Consider the following 20576-nt stretch of genomic DNA (forward strand, 5'->3'; position numbering starts at 1 on the left):
GGCCCCGGCGCTCGAGGCGCTGGACGAGCGCTATCGGGCGCGAGGCTCGTCGTCGTCGGGATGGTTCACCACGAGGATCTCGAGCCCTCGATCCCGAGGCGTTCAAAGGCTATCTGACGCACGTCGGGTACGGCTTCCCGGTCGCGATCGATCCGGACTGGCGCACGCTCCAGCGCTGGTGGATGGATGGCCGCTCGAAGCGGGAGTACACGAGCGCCAGCTTCCGACGGCGCGCTGGCACGGTGCCAGCAGGCGCCCGGTGGCACGCTGGCACCGTGCCACCGCTGGCGCCGGCCGCGTCGCGCGAATCACGGCACGCGCAGGCTTCTCCTGCGTGCGCACCTCCTCGGCGAGGCGGGCCCGTGGATTGCTTTTCCGATCCGCGACGGGCCGCGACGGGCCGCGATAGGCCCCCGGGCCGCGCGCCACACCCTGGCCACGCTGGAGGAACACGGCGCATCGCCGATGCCGCCGCTGCCCGTCGCCTCTCCCGCTTTGCTGCACGCAAGGAGCAACGCCGCGCATGACCGCCACCGCCCCCTCGCACGCCGTCCGCACCTACGATCTCCTCGATCCCGCCCTGTTCCTCGACCCGCATCCGCTGCTCCACCGGATGCGCGACGAGGAGCCTGTGTGCTGGAGCCCTCAGCTCGAGTCGTGGGTCCTCACCAGCTACCAGGATGTCTGCGCGGCGCTCCGCGACCCGCGGCTCTCCGTCGTGGAGGAGCTCAAGCGCATCGAGGGGCTGACGACGGCCGACCAGCTCGCGCTGGGGCCCCTCCGGCGCATCTTCCTGGCCTGGGGGGACCGCGCCGACCCGGAGCGGCACGCCCTCTTCATCAAGCTCCTCAAGCGCCACTTCACGCCGCAGCACGTCGAGGCCCAGCGCCCGCGCGTCCAGGCGATCCTCGACGGCCTGCTCGACGCGGCGGTGCAGCGCGGCGAGATGGATCTCGTCAACGACGTCGCGCACCCGATGGCGATGGCCGTCGTCGCGGGGGTGACCGGCCTACCGACCGAGGCCGTCGACCTGTACCTCTGCTGCTCGAACAAGATCTCCGAGCTCCTCGAGATGGGGGATCGGGACCAGCTCTTCCGCTGCCAGGAGGGCATGGTCGAGCTGTCCGAGTTCCTGCGGCCCATCGTCGAGCAGGCGCGGCGCAGGCGCGAGCGCGGCGCCGATCTGCTCGGCGTCTTCGTGGAGGCGGACCCGGACGCCGTACAGTTCAGCGACGATTATATCGTCGCGCAATGCATCATGTTCCTCGTCGTCGGGTACCACACGACCGCGAACCAGCTCTGCAACGGCGTGCAGATCCTGTTCGATCACCCCGAGGAGCGGGCCAGGCTGGCGAGCGATCGCGCGCTCCTCCCGAACGCCTTCGACGAGATGATGCGGTATCACGGCGCGGTCGCCTCGGTGCGGCGCATGGCGACGGTCGACCTCGCCATCCGCGACAAGCACATCCGCGCCGGCGAGACGCTCGTCCTCGCGCTCGCCGCGGCGAACCGCGATCCGCAGGCGTTTCCGGCGCCCGATCGCTTCGACCCTGTGCGGGAGGGCGCGGGCCGGCAGGTCGGCTTCACCATCGGCCCTTACTCCTGCATGGGGCAGGCGCTGGCGCGCCTGGAGGCGCAGGTCTTCTTCAGCACCCTGCTCGACCGCTTCCCGCGCCTCCGGCCCATGGACGCCTCCCCGGACTGGATGGTGTTCCGCCCCCTCGGCCGGGAGCTCAGGACGCTGTGGGTCCTGTTCGATTGACGGCGCGTCGCGCGTCGCGCGTCGCGCGTCGCCCGCGAGCGGAGGAAGGCACCATGAAGCACGTCGTCGAGCTGATCGAGCAGAAGAAGCGGGAGATCGCCGCGCACCCGTTCTACCGGTGGATGACGAGCGGCCCCACGTCGCTGGAGACGCGGTTCGATTTCGCGCCGGTCATCGCGAACTTCATCCTGGGGTTCAGCGACATGAACCGGTGGTTCATGAGGTACCCGGCGCCCGCGAGCGCCTTCGAGCACGCCATCAACAGGCACACGCGGGAGGACGAGACGCACGCCAGGCTGTTCCTCGAGGACTGGCGCAAGCTCGGGCTCGACCGGCGCCTCGGCTGGCGCGCGAGCGACATGCTCGGGTGGTATTACGCGGGCACCGAGACGGACATCTTCCGGGAGTACGGCATGGAGATCATGCAGATGTGCACCCTGAACGAGGACCCGCTGGTCCGCTCCGCCGTGATGCAGGCGATCGAGGCCTGGGGGCATGTCTTCTTCACGGCCTCCGCCGGCGTCGCCGCCGATCTCACGAGCAGCTCCGGCGTGGAGTACCGCTACTTCGGCCCGTACCACCTGAAGCGGGAGATCGGACACCTGCTCTTCGACAGCCAGCTCTTCGAGGAGGCGACGCTCGACGAGGGCCGGCGCGCCCGGGCCATGGCGCTGGTGAGCCGCCTCTTCGAGATGATCCGCGTGAAGAGCGACCGGCTCCTCCGCTACGCCGAGCGGGCCGCGAGCGACGCCGGGCCGCCGTCGACGGCGCGCATCGCGGCCGCCGCGCGCGCCCCCCGGCAGGAGCCCGGGCCGGCCGCGGCGAGCCCGGCGCGCCGGCGGGGCGGGCCCGTCGCGCCGGGCCAGGAGCCGGTGCAGCGCGTCCTGGAGCAGCGCAAGCGCGCCGCGGCGGAGCACGCGCTGTTCGCGTGGATGCGGGCGCGCGACCCGCTGGACCCCGAGGAGAAGCTCCGGCGCATCGCGCTCTTCTGGACGCCGGACTGCATGGGCTACCGGGATCTGAACGCCCACGCCCTCGCGTACCGGCGGCCGGCGGACCAGCGCGAGCGGGCGATCAACCGCTGGGTCGCCGACCTGCAGTCCCACCACGGGCTGTACCTGCGCGACTGGATCGAGCTCGACATGGACAGGCGGCTCGGCTGGAGCGCGAGCGACACGCTCGAGTTCTACTGCGCGAGCAAGCACTCGGAGGCGCAGCGGCGGAGCATGTCCGCCTTCGTCAAGCTCGCGTTCGCGCACCCCGAGCCGGCGCTGCGGTTCTGGCTGATGGAGGCGCTGGAGGCGAGCGGGGACGCGTTCTTCGAGAACACGCGCGCGCTGGCGCGCCGGGTCGAGGCCGAGCGCCCGCTGCGGCTCGACTACCTGGCCGATCGCCACGCGCTGTCGCACCCCGCGCTCGATCCGGACGAGGAGGCCGACGCCGTCGCGTTCAAGTCCGAGCCGCTCGACGCGCGCGGCCGCGAGATCGCCGTGGGGATGATCCACACCGTCTTCGACTGCCTCGAGCTCCAGTTCTCGCTGTCGCTCGAGCTCGCGACCCGGGGGGCATCGCTGTGACCGATCGCGCATCGACGCAGCGCGCGCCCTGGCGCAGGGCGCTCCTCGTCCCCACGCTCGTCCGCGCCGGGCTGCGCGCGTTCCGGGCTCGCGGAGGCGCCTGGGACCGTTACTGGCGCGGCATCCGGCAGACCGGCGCCGGCGGCGAGGTGCTCTGGGACGGCGACAGCGCGGAGGAGCGGGGCTGGATCGTCGGCCTGGCCCGCCGCGCCATGGACGCGGGCCTCCCCCTGGTCGACGTGGGCTGCGGCAACGGCCGCTACACGCGCGTCCTCGCGCCCTGGTTCACGGCCGCGGTGGGCGTCGACGTCTCGGCCGAGGCCGTGGCGCACGCCGAGCGGGAGACGCGCGTCGAGCTCGAGGCGCTCCACCGGACGGGCGCGGCGCCCGCGCCCGGCGAGGCGGGGGCCGCTCCCGGGGGGGCCTCGGCGCCGCCGCGCCTCTCCTTTCGCGTGCTGGACATGACCGAGGCGGGCGCCGGAGCGCGCCTCGGCGCCGAGGTGGGCGCCGCCAACGTGTTCGTCCGCGGGCTCTTCCACACGCTCGACGCGGCGCAGCGGGGCCGCCTCGCCGAGAGCTGCCGCGCGCTGGTCGGCGAGCGCGGCACCCTGCTGCTCGTCGAGACCGACTTCCCGGGCAGCGCGCTCGCGTACCTGGAGCTCCTCGGGGCGCGGGGCGGCGACTACCCGACGCCGCTCCTGCGTTGCCTCGAGGCGGGGCTCCCGCCGCCGGCGCGCTTCGGCGCGCGGGAGCTCGCGCTGCGCTTCCCCGAGGCGTCGTGGGAGCACGTCGAGGCCGGGAGCGCGGAGCTGCGCTCGGCCGCGATGCGGCCGGGCCAGACCTCGACGCGGATCCCGGCCTTCTACGCCGTCCTGCGGGCGAGGCCGGGCAGGGGCTCGCCATGAGCGGCCCGGCCCCGTCGCGCCCCGCCACGGCGCCGCAGCGCCCCGCCGCGGCCCCGTCGCGCCCCGCCGCGGCCCCGTCGTGCCCCGCCGCGGCCCCGTCGTGCCCCGCCGCGGCCCCGCCGTGCCCCGCCGCGGCCCTGTCGCGCCCCGCCGCGGCCCCGTCGCACCCCGCCGCGGCCCCCCGGGGCCTCGGCGCCAGCCTGCGGAACGTGCGGGAGTTCAAGGCGAACCCGCTCGCGTTCTACCGGCGGCTCACCCGGGACGGCGGCTCCGGCTACCGAGAGGTCGCGTTCTTCGACCTCTTCGGCCCCAACTACCTCGTCAACGACGTCGACGAGGCGGGGCGCATCCTCACGGGCGCGATCGACCGGGGCGGCGCCACGAAGGACGGGCTGCGCTTCTTCGAGGTGATGGGCCGCCTGCTCGGCCGCGGGCTCTTCACGGCCGAGGGCGACGTCCACCTCCGGCAGCGCCGGCTCCTCCAGCCCTCGTTCCAGCCGAGGGCGGTGGAGGACATGGCGGGCGGCGTCGTGCGCGCGGCGTCCGCGGCGGGGGCGCGCTGGTCGACGCAGGTCGGCGCGGCGCTGGACGTCGAGGGCGAGATGCGCCGCCTGGCGCTCGATCTGCTGGCCGAGCTCTTGATCGGCGGCGACCTGCGCGACGACGTCCACGAGTTCGGCGCCCTCAACGAGGAGATGGAGGCGCGCCTCGTCGAGGCGATGGGCGCGCCGGTCCTGGCCCCCGCGTGGCTGCCCACGCCGGGCAACCGGCGGTTCGCCGCCACGGCCAAGCGGGTCCGCGCGGTGGTGGCGCGCATCATCGCGCAGCGGCGCGCGAGCCTGGAGGCGGGGCGCGCCCCCGACGTGCTGCTCACGCGCCTGCTCGCCGACGAGCTGAGCACCGGGGCGATGGGGGAGCGGCAGTTCCTCGACGAGATCGCGACGCTCCTCGTGGGCGGCTACAAGAGCACGGCGCTCGCGCTCACCTGGACGTGGTACCTGCTGGCGACGCACCCCGACGCCGGACGGCGGCTGGCCGCCGAGGTCTCGGCGCAGATCGGGCAGCGGCCCCCGACGTTCGCCGACGCGCGCGGGCTGCGCTTCACCCGGATGGTCGTCCAGGAGTCGATGCGCCTCTATCCGCCGGTATGGGTGATCAACCGGGTCGCCGCCCGGCGGGACGTCCTCGGCGGGGTGCCGATCCCGCGGGGCGCGATCCTCGCCGTCAGCCCGTACACGCTGCACCGCCACCCGGCCCACTGGGCCCGGCCGGACGACTTCCACCCCGAGCACTTCGCGGAGGGCGTCACCCGGCCAGCCCACGCGTACCTCCCGTTCGGCGCCGGCCGGCACAAGTGCATCGGCAACCACCACGCCATGGCCGTGGCGATCCTGACCCTCGCGACGCTCGCCGTCCGGTACGCGTTCGAGCCGCCCGCGCATCCTGTCGCGGCCAGCGCGCGGGCCTTCACCACGCCCGAGGCCGGGATGCGGATGCGCCTCACCGCGGCGCCAACGCGATCGTAAGCCACGAGTCACCTACAAGGGAAGGCCGGGCTCGCGCGTCACCGTCATGCTGCGTGGCGTTACCAGGCGCGAAGCACCGGTATCGAGCGGCCGGACGCCACGCTGACGGCGTGATCGACGAGCTCGCCCGGCTGCGAGAGGCCGGCGCCTCGCGCATGAACGGACTCCCGTCATGAATTCGGTAGATCAGGAAATGTCCTGTCCCGCGGGACAGGCGATGGTCCTGATGCGCAGGTCGATCTCGAGGTGGCCGCGCGTTCGCCCTCTCGAAGGCCGCGAATGAAGGGGAGGCGCGCTCTTCAGACGAACGGCGTCGCGGAGCCCGCGGAGGGCACGGCCCTCGACATCGAAGCGCACAGCAGCGCGCCGCTCGTACGCCGGCGTTTCACGATGACGTCTCCAGAGGAAACCGTCGGCGAGGCGCTCGTGCCCACGCATAGGGACGAGCGTCGGGCTCGTCCACACCTTTCGTTTCGCTCGCGTGATCACTGCGACACGGACCGGGAATAGGTGACGCATGCGCATGCGAACATTAAGAAACCTCTCGTACATCGGTACGACAATTTTTCTTGCCTCAACACCGCTGTTCGCCGGTTGCACCGGCAACATAGCGGACGGTGCGGACGATGACGGGTCGACCTCCGGCAGCAGCGGCGGCGACACGGGGGGGGGGACCACACTGCCGCCGCCGGAGGTCTGCGTCCCCGGCATTCCGGCGACGACCCAGATCCCCCGCATGCTGAACCGGCAGTACGAAAACACGGTGCGGGACCTCCTCGGCGTCACCAGCGTAGGCACCGAGAGGAAGCTACCCTCCGAGCTGCTCGTCTCCGACTTCGACGGCCCGATGACCGCTCCCGCGTGGAGCATCTATCAAGACGTCGCCGCGCAGATCGCCAAGGACGTGATGGCTGGGCCGAACAAGTCCAGGTTCATCAGCTGTGACCCCTCGGCGAGCGGCTGCCTGGAGGAGACCATCAAGACCTTCGGCCGCAAGGCGTTCCGTCGCCCGCTGAGCGCCGAGGAGGTCGCGCGATTCCTGAAGCTGGGCCAGACGACGCCGGCCGGAACGCCCGCCGAGGTCGCCGAGACGACGCTGATGGCCTTCCTCGTGTCGCCCTCGTTCCTCATGCTCCCCGAGCTGACGAGCACCCCGTCTACGTCGGGCAAGGGCATCCAGCTCTCCAGCCACGAGGTGGCGACGAGGCTCTCGTACCTGCTCTGGGGCTCCGCTCCGGATGAGGCCCTGAACGCGGCGGCCGACGGCAACCAGCTCCAGACCAAGGAGCAGATCCTGGAGCAGGCGCAGCGAATGATCGCCGTGCGCGAGAAGGCCGGCCCGCTCGTGACCGCGTTCCACCGCAACTGGGTCCAGATGGATAACGGGAGCGCCCACTGGTGGAAGGGGGATCACGACAGTGACGCGTATCCGCTGTACTCCGCGGGCGCCAAGCGCAGCGCGCAGGCCGAGCTCGACGCCTACTTCGAAGAGGTCGCGTTCGCGGGCGGTTCGTTCGATGACCTCCTCCTCAGCAACGTCGCCTTCGTCAACAAGGACAACGCGGCGATCTACGGGCTCGATGCTTCGATGTACGGCACCGAGCTGACCAAGGTGGAGCTGAACGCCGACGAGCGGCCGGGCTTCTTGACGCGCGTCGGGTTCTTGAGCTCCTACTCGGGGTACGACGCCACGAGCCCGATCCTGCGCGGCGCGTTCATCACGTCGTACATGCTCGGCGCCAATCCGGGTCCGCCCCTCCCCGGCGCTACCATGCTGACCGTCGAGGGCGACTTCAAGACGCAGCGCGCGTACGTCGAAGAGCTGACGAAGCCCGCGAACTGCGCGGGCTGCCACGCGGCCATCAATCCGCCGGGGTTCGTGATGGAGGGCTTCGACGCCATCGGACAGGTGCAGACGGAAGATCCTCGTGGTGGTGCCATCGACGCGAGCGTCACGACGAACACCGTCAACTTCGGCGACGGCAAGGTGAAGGAGATCACCTCTCCGTTGCAGCTCATGCAGGAGATCGCCCAGACTCCGAAAGCCAAGCAGCTTTACGCCCAGGCGTGGGTCGCCTATGCTTATGGTCGGGCTCCGAACGGGAACGACAAGTGCCTCGTGGATCAGCTCGACATGAAGCTGTCCGAGGGCGGCTACAGCGTTCTCGATCTGCTGGCCGATCTCACTCAGACGGAATCGTTCACCACGCGAGTCCGTGAAACGCAGTGATAGCTGAGGAATGTCGAACATGAGCAAGCAACTGAACCGCAGAATCTTCCTTCGTGGCATGGGCGGAGCAGTCCTGGCTGCGCCGTTCCTCAGCTCTGTGTGGGAACGCACCGCGAGGGGCGACACCCCTGCATCCGGGAAGGCGCTCATCGTGATGTTCACGCATTACGGGTGCGTCACGAACAAATGGTTCCCCGAGAAGAAGCAGGGCGAGCTCACGGCCGCTGACCTCGAGGCGACGAGCCTCGCGGCCCTCGCTCCCTATGCGAAGAAGCTCCTCATGCCGCGCGGCATCCGCTCGATGAACGAGTGGACCGCCAACATGAAGCGTGGACAGGGGAACGACTCCCACACGCAGATCGTTGGGTCGTTCTTCACCTGCCAGCCGGTCACGCCGAACAGCAACGACCCGTTCAGCTTCGAAACCGCGACGAAGTTCAACGCGAAGGCCGTCGGTCCTTCGCTGGATCACGTCATCGCCCAGCAGCTCAGCCCGCAAGGCACGCCGTTGCTCTTGAACACGGCGGCTCAGAGGGACAGCGCTCAGTCGGGGATCTCCTACTCCGCCGCCGAGACCATGTTCAGCGGCCTCAACGCGTCGCAGGCCTTCAGCCAGCTCACGGGCCTCTTCCAGACGGGGGAGCCGATGTCTCCGGACACCTACGCGACGATCCGCGGCAAGAGCGTCCTCGATCTCGTGAAGGACGATCTGCAGACGCTCGAGCGGTTCGACATGAGCAGCGCCGACAAGCAGAAGCTCGCGGCCTGGAAGGAGCTCCTCAACTCGACAGGAAACGTGATGGTCACCGCGCAGTGCAACGCGGAGCTCGGCGCGATGCTCGGCGCGACGGCGGCGAACGCCTCCAAGGCCGGGTCGGGCGGCTTCGGCAGCGACGTCCTCACGACCAAGGTCTCCGGCGATCTGGATGGGGCGGACATCTATTCGGCCATCGCAGCGCTCTCGGCCGCCTGCAACGCCAACCCCGTGATCTTCTTGAAGTACCCGGGGAACTACAATTTCAGCGGGCTCGACATCACCATGGAGTCGCATGCCCTCTCGCACCGCCTCGACAACGCAGGCATGCAAGGCAGCTGCCTGCCCAACGCGCTCGAGATGCTCCTGAAGGTCGACGCCTATTACGCGCAGAAGTTCGCGAACCTCGTCCGGATGCTCGACAGCATCCCCTCGGGGAGCGGGACGGTCCTCGACAGCAGCGCCGCCATCTGGTTCCAGGAGATGTCGGACGGCAACGCGCACAACCTCAACAACGCGCCGATCATCCAGGCCGGCAGCGCCGGCGGTTACTTCAAGACCGGCCAGATCATCAACCTCGACCCCTCGTCGGAGTTGACGAACGGCAACAGCATGTCGCAGTGCGCCAATGGCACCGGCACGGTCAACGGTGTCAATCAGGGCACCGGGACCGATCCGAAGATCGGCAACGCGCCGATCAACAAGTACTTCTGCAACATCATGAACGCCCTGGGCGTGAAGGCGGGGGCGGATGGCTTCCCTGCGAAGGGTGGCACCGCGGAAGTGACCCACTTCGGCTATTCCGACAAGACGGAGGATTTCATCGGCGGCAAGGGCGCGGTCGCCGGCGCCACGATCCACAATCCGGGCGGGTTCACGGAGCTCAAGGCCTGAGCACTCCGGGAGCGAATCCCTGAACACTCGGACGAGCACGGATCCAGAGATCCCTTCTCACCGAAGGGGTCTCTGGGTTCGTGCGTCGGCGGTGGCCGCGGGCGCCGCGGGATCGCCGCTCTTCATGATGTGCCTCACGTCGCGAGCCCGAGCTGCCCGACCATGGCGGGCAGCGATGGGCTGGGCATCTCTTCTCATGTTCCTGCTGGCGAAGCGTTTCCTCATCGCTGCTGCGATGCTCCTCCCGCTGGCCTGTTCGAGCGAGGCGAGCGACGGCGCCGGGGCGGGCGGGGACATCGGTGACGACGCGCTCATCGTTCCGGAACATCTCACCGTCACGGCGCTCCCCGGCGGAAACGGCGTGCTCAACGCGATCGCGCTGACGCTCCGCAAGGGACCAGCCAGCACCGAGCTCTACGTCGCCTTGCGGAACGACGGGGATATCCCCGCCTGCCACGCCGCCGTTGCGGTCGATCTCTACGACGAGGCCCAGCAGGCCATGGCAGCCGGCATCAACGGGTTGCTGACGCAGCATTTCTATCGACTCACGGATGGCTCGGGCACCATCGCTGCGTGCGTGGGTCCAGGCGACGTGACCATGGCCGCGGTGACGGACTTGCCCTCAGACCTCGTGATCGAAGACGTGAAATATGTCGTCTACCGGTGCAATTACTTTGCCCTCGACGTCGTTCCCATCGACGGCCTCACCATCAGCCAGGTGAAGGCCGTACCTGGTGGCGCCGGCACGGCGTACACGGGCACGCTCCTCAACGGGCTCGACGTGGCGGTGAGCCATCCCTCCGCCACGGTCTTCTCGGTCAGTCGCGTCGGGCGCCCGCTCGGCGTGGCGATCGGCAGCGGCACGGTCCAGATTCCGCCGGGTGGAAGCTGGGCCTTCGAGACGAACACCGTGGACACGCCCGGTCCTGATCATGCAGCGTACCCGGCAGGCGCGATCGTGACGCAGTAGACCCTCGGCCTCTCCTCCTCGTGGTGGGTTGCTTCGACAGCATTCACGAGGGTACGGAGAGGCCGAACTGGAATCTTTGCGTTCAGGTGTCTCCTGCTATTCCTGCGCGCCGTCGGCGATCCACTGCTCGATCGCCTCGATGTAGTCGGGGGGCACGCACTTGGCATCCCCGTCGTTGACGCACTCGATGGGCATCCGCGGAGTATCGCCGCACGGCTCCTTCAGGATCTTGACCAGAGCGCTCTCCTCCGGCTTGCCGGGATTGACGATCGGGAGATTGCCGCAATTCTCGGAGATGTGCGTGGTCAGCCTCGTGCGCAGCTCGCCGTCTACCTTCAGGTCCAGCGCGTTCAGATCGTCGTTATGGCAACCCGCTCCGAAGCAAGAAGTCCTTTCGATGACGAACTTCACCGTGTCGAACGTCGGGGCGACCGCGTTGCCGCTGCCGGTCGAGCCGCCGCCGCCGTCGCCACCGGAGCTCGCGCTGGTCGAGCCAGCGCCGCCCGAACCGACCGAGCTCGAGGTAGACCCGCTGGTGCTCGTGCTTCCAGAGTCCGAGCCGCCGGCGCCTCCAGCGCCGGTATCCTCAGGGGTGTCGGAGCAGCCTGCAAGCGGGGACAGGATGGCGACGGTTGCTGCCGCGATGAAGCTTGAGATTCGAAGTTTCATGGTTCACGATGAAGGTGGTGAGAGGGAAGGTTCAGCTCTCGTTCCCGCTGGATCCAGGCGAAATGTCTGGATGTTGGGATTGTGGAGGCGACGCGCGATCGATGAATGAATCGATAGAATCGAACTTTTCTGACCACGTCGCCCGGGGGCAAGAGCTGCGCGAGGCGACAAGCGTCCTCTTGAGCGAGTAGAATGGGCAAACGCGCTCCGAAAATCAAGCGGTTCGTGCGGTCACCCTCGCATACTGACGACCCCGCCGTCGATCACGTCGCGTACCCGAAGCTCTTGATTGCTCCTCAGACCAGCTCGCCGAGCTCGGCGCTCGCTACTGGGTGGTGCCGCTCGCTGAGATGGCTCACTGGATCGGCTTGAGGCTCGTCTGCCCGGACGGACGCGCGCTCGGGATCCCGGACCGCCCGAGAAGATAGGCTCGCGGCCACCCGAAGACGGGCCCGGTCACCCGGGAAAAGGTGCCGGGCCACATTCTGTGGCCCTGTCACGCCAGGGCGTGGCCGGGCGGTTCTGCGGCGCGCGCCCTGCGCGAGGTCCGGGGCGAGGTGCTCCGTCCCCGGCCGCGCAGCGCAGCAGCGGGCCGCGAGCGTCGGATCGCGCGGCCCACCGCGCGCTCCACGACGTGACTCGCCCGGTCGATCGCCTCGCGGATCCCCACCGCGACCTCCTGAGCGATGACGCTATCGAGCCCGTTCAGCACGACCTTGATGCGGCAAGCGGTGTCCACGCCGCCGCGCGGGCCGTTCACGTCCTCGAGGCGCACGCTGACGCGCTGGATCTCGGTCGCGAACTTGCCCAGCCTGATCCCGAGACGCGCGCGCGCGTAATCCCGCACGTCAGCGTCGATATCGAGTCCCGTCGTGCGGACGGCGAGGGGCGTGCCGTCGATCGGGGTCCGGCCGCTCACGCGCTTGATCGGGCGGGCGACCTCACCTGTGAACACGGCGCGTCGCGATGGCTTCTGCGTCTTGCTCATGCTCATGATTTCCTTGCGCTCTCCTTCTTCCGTCGCTCTGCGCGGAGCACGGTTCCGCGGGGCAATTTGACCCGCGGGGCGATTCGACCCTCAACGCGGCGAGGCCCATCCTCGCCTTATCCGCGTGATGAGCGTGCGCGATAGCCCATCTCGGATATTGCATGACGGTGATGCACGACTCGTGCCATTGAGGGCTTCCTGGAGAGCGGATCGCGAGGGCAGGGGAGCATCTCGAGAGCACGGGAGTCGCGCTCGAGAACAGGAAGCGGCGCGCGAGAGCAGGAGAGCACCTGCCGCGGGGCGTCGAAGCGACGCGCGAGAATCGAGGACGGAGACCCAGCGCCCGTGCGCGGGGCCGGCCACGCCGGGAGCGGCCTCGCCGGGTCACATGGCTCGTGGCGCTGTGTCCTGTCGCGCTGGACCCCGGGGGCCCACCAGCACCGCGCGATGCCGACCTCGAGCGTCCTCCATCACGCCGCCACGCCGGCGCCCGGCTGCCGCCCTCGCGGGAGCGGCTCCTCCGCCTCGCCGTGGTCACCGCGCCTGCACGGGCTCGATCCTCCGCGGCCGAGGAGCGTCGCAGCGCCCTGGCTGGACCTGCACAGGGCTGCGCCCCACGCCGTGACTCCCGAGCGCTCGGGCGCTTCCTCGTTGCACGGAGGCGCTCGGCGCCGGACGCCGCGGCTCGCGGCGGCGGGTTCAGCCTGGCGCTTTCCACGGCCTCCCGAGCGCCGGTGTGCGGATTGCATCAGGGGGAGTGGCATCCGAGGCAGCGATGGCGGGCGGCGTCGGCGACGTGAGAAGCGCGCGACGCTCCAGAGGTCGAACGGCGGAGAGCGGCGGGCGGATTGGGCAGTCCCGCTGGGCCTGCGCCGTCCCGATGCATGGGCCTGAAACAGAAGATGCCGGATGGGGGTGCATGATGGTGACGCAGCAGGAGATCAAGCAGGGGATGGTCGTCCGGAGCGCGGACGGCGAGAAGCTGGGCAAGGTGACCCGGATCAACCCCACCACGTTCGAGATCGAGAAGGGCCTCTTCTTCACGGAGGAGTATCTGGTGCGCTACGACGAGGTGGCCGACATCCGGGATGGGGAGCTCATCCTCACGCACGGTCGCGAGCACCTCGCCGGGGACCGCGGGCAGGCGCGTGCGGCCGGCGGCCCGATCGAAAAGGGGGAGGAGATCCGCGTGCCGCTCGTGGAGGAGGAGGTCACGGTCGGCAAGACGGTGCAGGAGGTCGGCCGGGTCCGGGTCACGAAGCAGGTCGTGACCGAGGAGCAGCAGATCGCGGTGCCCGTGGCGCGCGAGGTCGTGCACGTCGAGCGCGTCCCCGCGAGCGGGGAGCGGCCGGCCGCGTCGGACACCCTGTTCGAGGAGGGGTCGATCAGCGTCCCCATCCGCGAGGAGCGCGTGGAGGTGTCGACGCGGCCCGTGGTGAAGGAGGAGCTCCGCATCGGAAAGGACGTGATCCAGGAGCACGAGACCGCGAAGGCGAAGGTGCGCCGCGAGACGGCCGAGGTGCGGACCGAGGGGGACGTGTCGCGCGAGCGCGGCCGCGGGGAGCCGGAGGCGATCCCGCCCGAGGAGCCGCCGATGGAGCGGGCGACCGGGACGGGCGGACGGAGGCGCTGAGCGGGGCCGGCGTCGCGCGCGCCCGATCCAGCGCTGCAGAGGCTCAGCGGCGCGCGGGCGGGCGCGCGCTCACGCCCCCTCCTCGCCGTCGCTCCCGCCGCCGAACCAGCGCTGCAACGTCCGCCGGTCGACGCCGAGCACCGATGCCGCCCGTTGCTTCTTGCCGCCCACGCGCCGGAGGACGAGCTGCGCATACTCGCGCTGGAGCTCGTCGAGCGTCATCAGCCGATCCGCCGCGGTCTCGAGGAAATCCGGCGTTTCCCGCCGGGCGCGCACGCCCTCGGGGAGGTCGTCCGGGGAGATCCGCCCCCCGTCGCAGAGCGCCGCGGCCCGCTCGATCGCGTTCTCCAGCTCGCGGACGTTGCCTGGCCAGTCGTACGCGAGCAGGCGCTTCACCGCCGCGCCCGAGAACCCGGCGATCGGCTTGCCCGCGCGCGCGGCCGCGCGCGAAAGGAAGTGCTCGGCCAGCGGCAGGATGTCGTCCGTCCGGTGCTTGAGCGACGGGATCGCGATCTCGATCACCGCGAGCCGGTAGAAGAGATCCTCGCGGAACGCCCGCTCCGCGACCGCCGCGCGCAGATCGCGGTTCGTCGCCGCGATGACGCGCACGTCGACCGGCTCCGACGACACCGAGCCGACCGGGCGGACCTCCCGCTCCTGGAGCGCGCGCAAGAGCTTCGCCTGGAGCGGCAGCGCGAGCTCGCTCACCTCGTCGAGGAACAGCGTCCCGCCGTCGGCCTCCTGGAACATCCCGGGCCGATCGCTGCGCGCGTCCGTGTACGCCCCCTTGCGCACCCCGAACAGCTCCGCCTCGATGAGCGTCTCCGGGATCGCCGCGCAGTTGACCGCCACGAACTTCCTCCCGCGGCGCCGGCTCTCGCCGTGCAGCGCCCGCGCCACGAGCTCCTTGCCGCTGCCGCTCGGGCCGCTCACGAGCACCGTCGCGGGGTTGTCGGCCACGCGCCGCACGAGCGCGATCACCTCCTCGATCGCCCGGCTGCGCCCGATCATCCCCGCGATCGAGAACCGCTGCGCCACCTCCGAGCGCAGCTCGGTCAGCTCGACCGTCATCGCCCGCTGCTCGAGCGCGAGCTCCATGCGGAGCGCCAGGTCCGCCGGCTGGAACGGCTTCGGCAGGTAGTCGAACGCGCCGGCGCGCATGGCGCGCACCGCGGTGTCGATCGAGCCGAACGCGGTCATGGCGATGATCGCCGTGCGCGGGTCGAAGCGCGCGATCTGCTCGATGAGCTCGATCCCGTCCATCTCGGGCATGCGCACGTCGGTCACCACGAGGTCGAACTCCCGCTCCTCGAGCAGCGGGAGGGCCAGCAGCGGGGTCGTCAGGGTCACCGGATCGTGGCCCATGTCGCGGGCGATGTCGGCCACGAGCTTCACCATCTCGAGCTCGTCGTCGACGACGAGCACCTTCGCGCGGCCGCTCACGCGCGCGCCTCCGCGCCGCGCGCCCCGAGCGGCGCCGCGGCGCCGCGCGGCAGGGTGACGCGGAAGCAGGCGCCGCCGTGATCCGTGGGGACGAGCTCGACCGAGCCGCCCGCCTCGCGCACGATCCCCTCGACGATCGCGAGGCCGAGCCCGGTGCCGCCGCGATCGCCCCGCGACGTGAAGAACGCCTCGAAGATGTGCTCGGCGACGCCGGGGGGGACGCCCGGCCCGCGATCCTCGATCTCGATCGCCGCCTTGCGGGCGTCGAGCTTCCGGAGCCGCACCGCGATCTCGCCCCCGCGCGGCTGCGCCTGCGCCGCGTTCAGGCACAGGTTGAACACCACCTGGAACAGGTGGTCCGCGTCGAGCACCACGTGCACCGGCGCCCCGTCGTGCTCGATCCGGGCCGCGATCCCGCGCTGCCGGCACTCCGGCCCGAGGAACGCGAGCACCTCGCGCGCGACCTGGGCCACGTCGCTGCCGCGGCCGAGGAGCCTCGGCGGGCGCGCGACCGAGAGCAGCCGCGCCACCACGCGCGAGATGCGCTCGGATTGCGTCGCGATCGTCTCCAGCTCGCCGCGGGCGGCGTCGGACCACCCCGGCTGGTCGGCGAGGCGGCGGGCGCGCGCCAGGATGACGTTGAGCGGCGAGCCGATCTCGTGGCCGATCGAGGCGACCACCTGCCCGACGGCCGACAGCGCGTGCGCCTGGTGCAGCTTGCGCTCGACGGCGGCCCGGGCGGCCTGCTCCTGCTCCAGGCGGGCGCGCGCCTCGGCGAGCGAGGCGGTCATCGCGTTGAACGCCCGCGCGAGCCGCCGCAGCTCCTCGGCGCCCGCCTCGGGCACCGTCACCCCGAGCTCCCCGCGCGCCACGCGCTCCACGCCCGCCACGATCGCGCCGGCCGGGCGCCCGACGGTCGCGCGGCTCGCGAACGCGGCGATGAGCGCGGTGGCGGCGAGGAGCGCGGCCCCGGCGAGCGCCAGCCCGCGGTTCGAGCTGCGCGCGAAGGCGTCCAGGTAGCGCAGCTCCCGGACGACCACGGCGACGACCGACAGGCCGCGCTGCGAGAACGTGACCGTGCGGACCAGCGCCGGCCCGCCGCCGAGCGCCTGCTCCTCCTCGATCTCGGCGCCGGTGGCGAGCGCCCTGCGCGCGAGCGCGGCGAGCTCGGCCGCCTCGCCGGCGATCGGATCCGTCACGAGGATCGGCCCCCCGCGCTCGTCGAAGGCGGCGATCCCGAGGATGCGGTCGGCCTGCGCGAGCCGCTCGATGCGGTGCTTGAGCAGCTCGACCTGGCCGCGCTCCACGGCCCCGCCGATCGCCGCCTCGACCAGGCTCGCGTGGTGGCGCAGCTCGGCCGTCGCCTGGCTGCGCAGGAACTGGTGCCGCGTCGTGTGGATCACCGCCCCGTAGAGCGCCACGGCCAGGACGATCGGCACGAGCAGCATGAGCCAGAGCCGGAGCGTCAGCCCCATCGTGCTCCGTCCCTCGCGGGTGGACGCGTTCATGCGATCCATTGTCGCAGATGCGACACGATGTCGCACTCCATCGGGTTTCCCAGGGGTCCTCGCGGCCGACCGGTTCGGATCGACGGCAGCGCGTGTCCCGGCGCCGGCGCTCTCTTCATGACGCGGCCGGGCAGCAACTCCCAAGCCACCTGGGCACGGATGCTGCTCCCACCCGGGGAGACGGCGGAGACGGCTCGCCCTCTGCGCGCGGGTGTCTCGCCCGGGGCGCGCGAGGCGTCGAGCCATCTCCCGCTGCGCCGCCCGAACCACGGCTGTCGCTGCGAGGCGCGGAGCGCGCCGCGCGGCGATCGCGCAGGCACCCCCACGGGACATGACGGTGATTCCGGAACTCCTCATCAAGCGATGTTTCCCGGCGCTCCTCGGCGGGATGATCATGACGGCGGCGTACCATCAGGCGCTCGGGATCTCGTTCCTGGTGAAGGAGGCGTGGACCACCGATCTCCCGCGTTCGCGGCCGCCGCGCGCTCCGCCGCCGCCCGCCGACGATCGCGGAGCGCACGCGACGAGCGCGGCGGCCATCCTCGCGCGGAACCCGTTCGACTCGGTGACGGGGCCGCTCACGCCGAGGCCCGCGGGGGAAGGGGAGGCGGACGACGTCGTCACCTATGGAGATCCCCTGCTGGATCCGATCTGCGACGGCGCGCGCGTCCTCTTGATCGCCGCCTCCGAGGACCCTTCCTGGTCGTTCGCCACGATCGCGGTCGGGCGGGGGGAGCCGCTGCTGCGCCGGGCGGGCGATCCGGTCGAGGGCCGCTCCGTGCTCGCGATCGGCTGGGATCGCGTGTGGCTCACGGAGCCCGGGGCCCGCTGCCAGGTCCGCATCGGCGACAACCGCCTCGCGCCGGCGCGCGCGAAGGCGCCGTCGCCGAGCCCCGCGCCGAAGAAGCCGAGGCGCGGCGCGCTCCCGCCGGAGATCGCGTCGAAGATCCGGCAGGTGAGCGATCGCGAGTTCGTCGTCGACCGGTCGGCGATCGAACTGGTCCTGGAGAAGCAGGGCGAGCTCATGCGCTCCGCGCGCATCGTGCCGGCGCGCGAGGGAGAGCGGGTGATCGGCGTCCGCCTCTCGCGCGTCACGCCCGGCTCGCTGCTGACCGCGATCGGCCTGCGCACCGGGGACACGATCCGCTCGATCAACGGGTTCGACATGACCGACCCGCAGAGCGCGCTCCAGGCCTACGCCCGGCTGCGCACCGCCGACAACCTCGCGATCGCGGTCCAGCGGGGCGGGGGAGACATGACGATCGACGTCCGGATCCAGTGAGCCTGCGTCGGCGGGAACCTTCGGCCCAGAAAGACAAGCTCATGGCACAATTCCTGGTGTGCTGATGATTTGAGATCAAAATACATTCATGCGCGCGCTCTCCGGCTCCGGAGAAGGGCGCAGCGCATAAGGTGCGACCCGAGGGCGGCGCCGGTAGGGGCGCTCCGGATGCGATCTGTCTGCACTTCGGGCTTGACGTTAGACGTCTGGTGCAGAATCTCGTATTGCCAGGTTGTGAAGCGGCGAACGGCGCCGGCATGCGAGCCGGCGACGAACGTCGTGACATGGCGAGACAATCAGGAGGACCCGATGAGCTACGAAAAGCCCGAGTTTGTCGAGATCAAGATGGATGCGGAGATCGGCTCGTACCAGAGCGACTTCGATCCCATCAATTTCACGCGCCCGGCTCCGGCGGAGCGCATCGAGGCCGCGGGGGAGGCGGAGTAGGGGCGCCGGCAGGAGCACCGAAGAGAGAGCACCGGAATGCGCCTCTGCGTCCTGGGTTCGTCCGCGGGCGGCGGTCTCCCGCAATGGAACTGTGCCTGCTCGAACTGCGTCGAGGCGCGCCGCGGCTCGCCGCGCGTCCGCCCTCGGACCCAGGACGCGCTCGCGCTCGAAGCGGGCGACGGCCGCTGGTTCCTCGTCAATGCGTCCCCCGACGTGCACCGGCAGATCGAGGCCTTCCCGCCGCTCCAGCCGCGGGAGGGCCGCGCCACGCCGATCGCGGGGGTGATCCTCACGAACGGCGATCTCGACCACGCGCTGGGCCTCTTCTCGCTGCGCGAGAACACGCCGCTCGCCGTCTACGCGACCGAGCCGGTGTACCGGGGCCTCGCCGAGGGCAACACCATCTTCCGCACGCTCCAGCGCTTCCCCGGGCAGACCGTGTGGCGGCGCCTCGAGCTGGAGAAGCCCACGGAGCTCGCCGGGCCGGACGGCGCGCCGGCCGGGCTGACGGTGACGCCGGTGCCGCTGCCGGGCAAGGTGCCGAAGCACCTGGAGGGCCTCGCGCCGGCCTCGCCGGAGGACAACATCGGCCTCTGGGTGCGCGACGCCGCGAGCGGGCGCCTCGCCGCCATCGCGACGGCCGTGGGGGCCGCGGGCGAGTATGTGTCGCGCCTCGACGGCGCGGACGTCTGCTTCTTCGACGGCACCTTCTGGTCGAGCGACGAGCTCGTCCGGCTCGGCCTCGGCAAGGCGCGCGCGGAGGACATGGCGCACCTGCCCATCGGCGGCGACGGCGGGAGCCTGCAGCTGCTCGCGGGCGTCGGCGCGCGCCGGAAGATCTACACGCACATCAACAACACGAACCCGATCCTCGTCGAGGGCTCGCCCGAGCGGCGCGCCGTGGAGGCGGCGGGCTGGGAGGTGGCCGTCGACGGCCTGGTGATCGACCTATGAACGACGAGCCGCTCTCGCGGGAGGCGTTCGTCGCGCGGCTGCGCGACGAGGGCGCCCGGCGCTACCACGACAACCACTCATTTCACCAGCGGATGCACCGCGGCGAGCTCTCTCGCCGCCAGATCCAGGGCTGGGTGCTGAACCGCTACTATTACCAGACGCGGATCCCGATCAAGGACGCGCTGATCCTCTCGAAGACCGAGGATCCGGCGTTCCGGCGGCTCTGGATCCACCGCATCGTCGACCACGACGGCGCGCGCGAGGGCGAGGGCGGGCTCGCGCTGTGGCTGCGGCTCGCGGAGGGCGTGGGGCTCGACCGCGACGAGGTCGCCGGCCTGACGAGGGTCTTGCCCGCGGTGCGGTTCGCCTGCGACGCGTACGTGACGCTTGTGCGCGAGCGCAGCCTGCTCGAGGCGGTGGCCTCGTCGCTCACGGAGTTCTTCGCGCCCGATCTCATGTCCCGGCGCGTCGTCGCCTGGGAGCAGCACTATCCCTGGGTCGACCAGGGGACGCTCGACTACTTCCGCAGCCGGGTGACGCGCGCCCGGGCCGACTCGACCGAGGCGATCGACTACGTGACGGCGCGCGCGACGACGCGCGCCGCGCAGGAGGCCTGCATCGCGGCGCTCATCACGAAGTGCGACATCCTCTGGGCGATGCTCGACGCCATCGCGGCGGCCTACGGCGCCGAGGCGTGACGCCGAGATGACCCTCGCGCCCGGCGACCGGCTGATCCTCGCCAGCAAGGCGCGGCTCGTGCGAGATCGCGCCTCGGGCCGCGAGATCCTGCTCTACCCGGAGCGCGGCCTCGCGCTGAACCCGGTCGCCGCCGCGGTCGCCGCGCGCCTCGACGGCACGCGCACCGTGGGCGAGATCGCCGCCGAGATCGCGGCGTCGTTCGCCGCCGCGCCGCCGGGCGAGGTGGAGCGCGACGTGATCGCCTTCCTGGAACAGCTCGCCGCGCGCGGGCTGCTCGAGCGGCGCGCCGCGGGGGCTGCCGGGGCCGCGGGGGCTGCCGGGGCCGCGGGGGCTGC

General features: G+C 71.2%; 16 protein-coding genes and 1 pseudogene. 13 read left to right on the forward strand and 4 right to left on the reverse strand.

All coding sequences use genetic code 11. From position 1 onward, the window contains the following. The first annotated feature begins 523 nt into the window (after window positions 1-523). The 7 genes from WME76_RS13105 to WME76_RS13135 all read left to right on the forward strand — a co-directional run bounded on the left by WME76_RS13105 (window position 524) and on the right by WME76_RS13135 (window position 10618). Window positions 524-1762 (forward strand): cytochrome P450, encoded by a 1239-nt coding sequence (locus tag WME76_RS13105; protein WP_437960466.1) that lies wholly within the window; start codon window positions 524-526, stop codon window positions 1760-1762. 53 nt (window positions 1763-1815) lie between these two features. Continuing rightward, window positions 1816-3339 (forward strand): hypothetical protein, encoded by a 1524-nt coding sequence (locus WME76_RS13110; RefSeq protein WP_437960467.1) that lies wholly within the window; start codon window positions 1816-1818, stop codon window positions 3337-3339. Further along, on the forward strand, window positions 3336-4244 hold the full coding sequence (locus WME76_RS13115; RefSeq protein WP_437960468.1) for a methyltransferase domain-containing protein: 909 nt from the start codon (window positions 3336-3338) through the stop codon (window positions 4242-4244). The genes WME76_RS13110 and WME76_RS13115 overlap by 4 nt, the downstream gene beginning before the upstream one ends. Then, window positions 4241-5770: a cytochrome P450 gene (locus WME76_RS13120; protein ID WP_437960469.1), complete on the forward strand. Its 1530-nt coding sequence runs from the start codon at window positions 4241-4243 to the stop codon at window positions 5768-5770. Before WME76_RS13115 ends, WME76_RS13120 begins: the two co-directional genes overlap by 4 nt. 517 nt (window positions 5771-6287) lie before the next feature. After that, window positions 6288-8000: a DUF1592 domain-containing protein gene (locus tag WME76_RS13125; RefSeq protein WP_437960470.1), complete on the forward strand. Its 1713-nt coding sequence runs from the start codon at window positions 6288-6290 to the stop codon at window positions 7998-8000. A gap of 19 nt (window positions 8001-8019) precedes the next feature. Continuing rightward, window positions 8020-9648 (forward strand): DUF1552 domain-containing protein, encoded by a 1629-nt coding sequence (locus WME76_RS13130; protein ID WP_437960471.1) that lies wholly within the window; start codon window positions 8020-8022, stop codon window positions 9646-9648. 196 nt (window positions 9649-9844) lie between these two features. After that, window positions 9845-10618 (forward strand): hypothetical protein, encoded by a 774-nt coding sequence (locus WME76_RS13135; protein ID WP_437960472.1) that lies wholly within the window; start codon window positions 9845-9847, stop codon window positions 10616-10618. A 96-nt stretch (window positions 10619-10714) separates the two neighbouring features. Here the strand turns inward: WME76_RS13135 and WME76_RS13140 are convergent, their stop codons facing one another. Then, window positions 10715-11287: a hypothetical protein gene (locus WME76_RS13140; protein WP_437960473.1), complete on the reverse strand. Its 573-nt coding sequence runs from the start codon at window positions 11285-11287 to the stop codon at window positions 10715-10717. A gap of 496 nt (window positions 11288-11783) precedes the next feature. Beyond that, window positions 11784-12275 (reverse strand): HPF/RaiA family ribosome-associated protein, encoded by a 492-nt coding sequence (locus tag WME76_RS13145; protein WP_437960474.1) that lies wholly within the window; start codon window positions 12273-12275, stop codon window positions 11784-11786. 919 nt (window positions 12276-13194) lie between these two features. Here WME76_RS13145 and WME76_RS13150 point away from each other — a divergent pair. Then, the gene (locus tag WME76_RS13150) at window positions 13195-13908 is read left to right on the forward strand and encodes a YsnF/AvaK domain-containing protein (protein WP_437960475.1); all 714 of its coding nucleotides are present in this window, start codon (window positions 13195-13197) and stop codon (window positions 13906-13908) included. 69 nt (window positions 13909-13977) lie between these two features. Here WME76_RS13150 and WME76_RS13155 read toward each other — a convergent pair whose 3' ends face one another. Further along, on the reverse strand, window positions 13978-15351 hold the full coding sequence (locus WME76_RS13155) for a sigma-54-dependent transcriptional regulator (RefSeq protein ID WP_437960476.1): 1374 nt from the start codon (window positions 15349-15351) through the stop codon (window positions 13978-13980). Then, window positions 15348-16859 carry a sensor histidine kinase gene (locus WME76_RS13160; RefSeq protein WP_437960477.1) on the reverse strand — a complete coding sequence of 504 codons (1512 nt, stop codon included), beginning with the start codon at window positions 16857-16859 and terminating at the stop codon, window positions 15348-15350. The genes WME76_RS13155 and WME76_RS13160 overlap by 4 nt, the downstream gene beginning before the upstream one ends. A gap of 331 nt (window positions 16860-17190) precedes the next feature. Here WME76_RS13160 and gspC point away from each other — a divergent pair, with 331 nt between their 5' ends. The 5 genes and pseudogenes from gspC to pqqD form a co-directional block, all read left to right on the forward strand. After that, window positions 17191-18141 carry a type II secretion system protein GspC gene (gspC, locus tag WME76_RS13165; protein ID WP_437960478.1) on the forward strand — a complete coding sequence of 317 codons (951 nt, stop codon included), beginning with the start codon at window positions 17191-17193 and terminating at the stop codon, window positions 18139-18141. Window positions 18142-18450: 309 nt separating this feature from the next. Then, entirely contained in the window at window positions 18451-18588 is a 138-nt protein-coding gene (locus WME76_RS13170; protein WP_437291097.1) for a hypothetical protein, read from the forward strand. 36 nt (window positions 18589-18624) lie between these two features. Next, a complete protein-coding gene (gene pqqB / locus WME76_RS13175) occupies window positions 18625-19542 on the forward strand; it encodes a pyrroloquinoline quinone biosynthesis protein PqqB (RefSeq protein WP_437960479.1) in 918 nt (305 codons plus the stop codon). Next, window positions 19539-20240: a pyrroloquinoline-quinone synthase PqqC gene (gene pqqC, locus WME76_RS13180; RefSeq protein ID WP_061617814.1), complete on the forward strand. Its 702-nt coding sequence runs from the start codon at window positions 19539-19541 to the stop codon at window positions 20238-20240. Before pqqB ends, pqqC begins: the two co-directional genes overlap by 4 nt. Before the next feature lie 7 nt (window positions 20241-20247). Then, window positions 20248-20508 (forward strand): annotated as a pseudogene (gene pqqD, locus WME76_RS13185) (pyrroloquinoline quinone biosynthesis peptide chaperone PqqD); the annotation flags it as partial. Window positions 20509-20576 lie beyond the last annotated feature (68 nt).

It is taken from the genome of Sorangium sp. So ce119 (assembly GCF_051524405.1).
Taxonomy (GTDB): domain Bacteria; phylum Myxococcota_A; class Polyangia; order Polyangiales; family Polyangiaceae; genus Sorangium; species Sorangium cellulosum_G.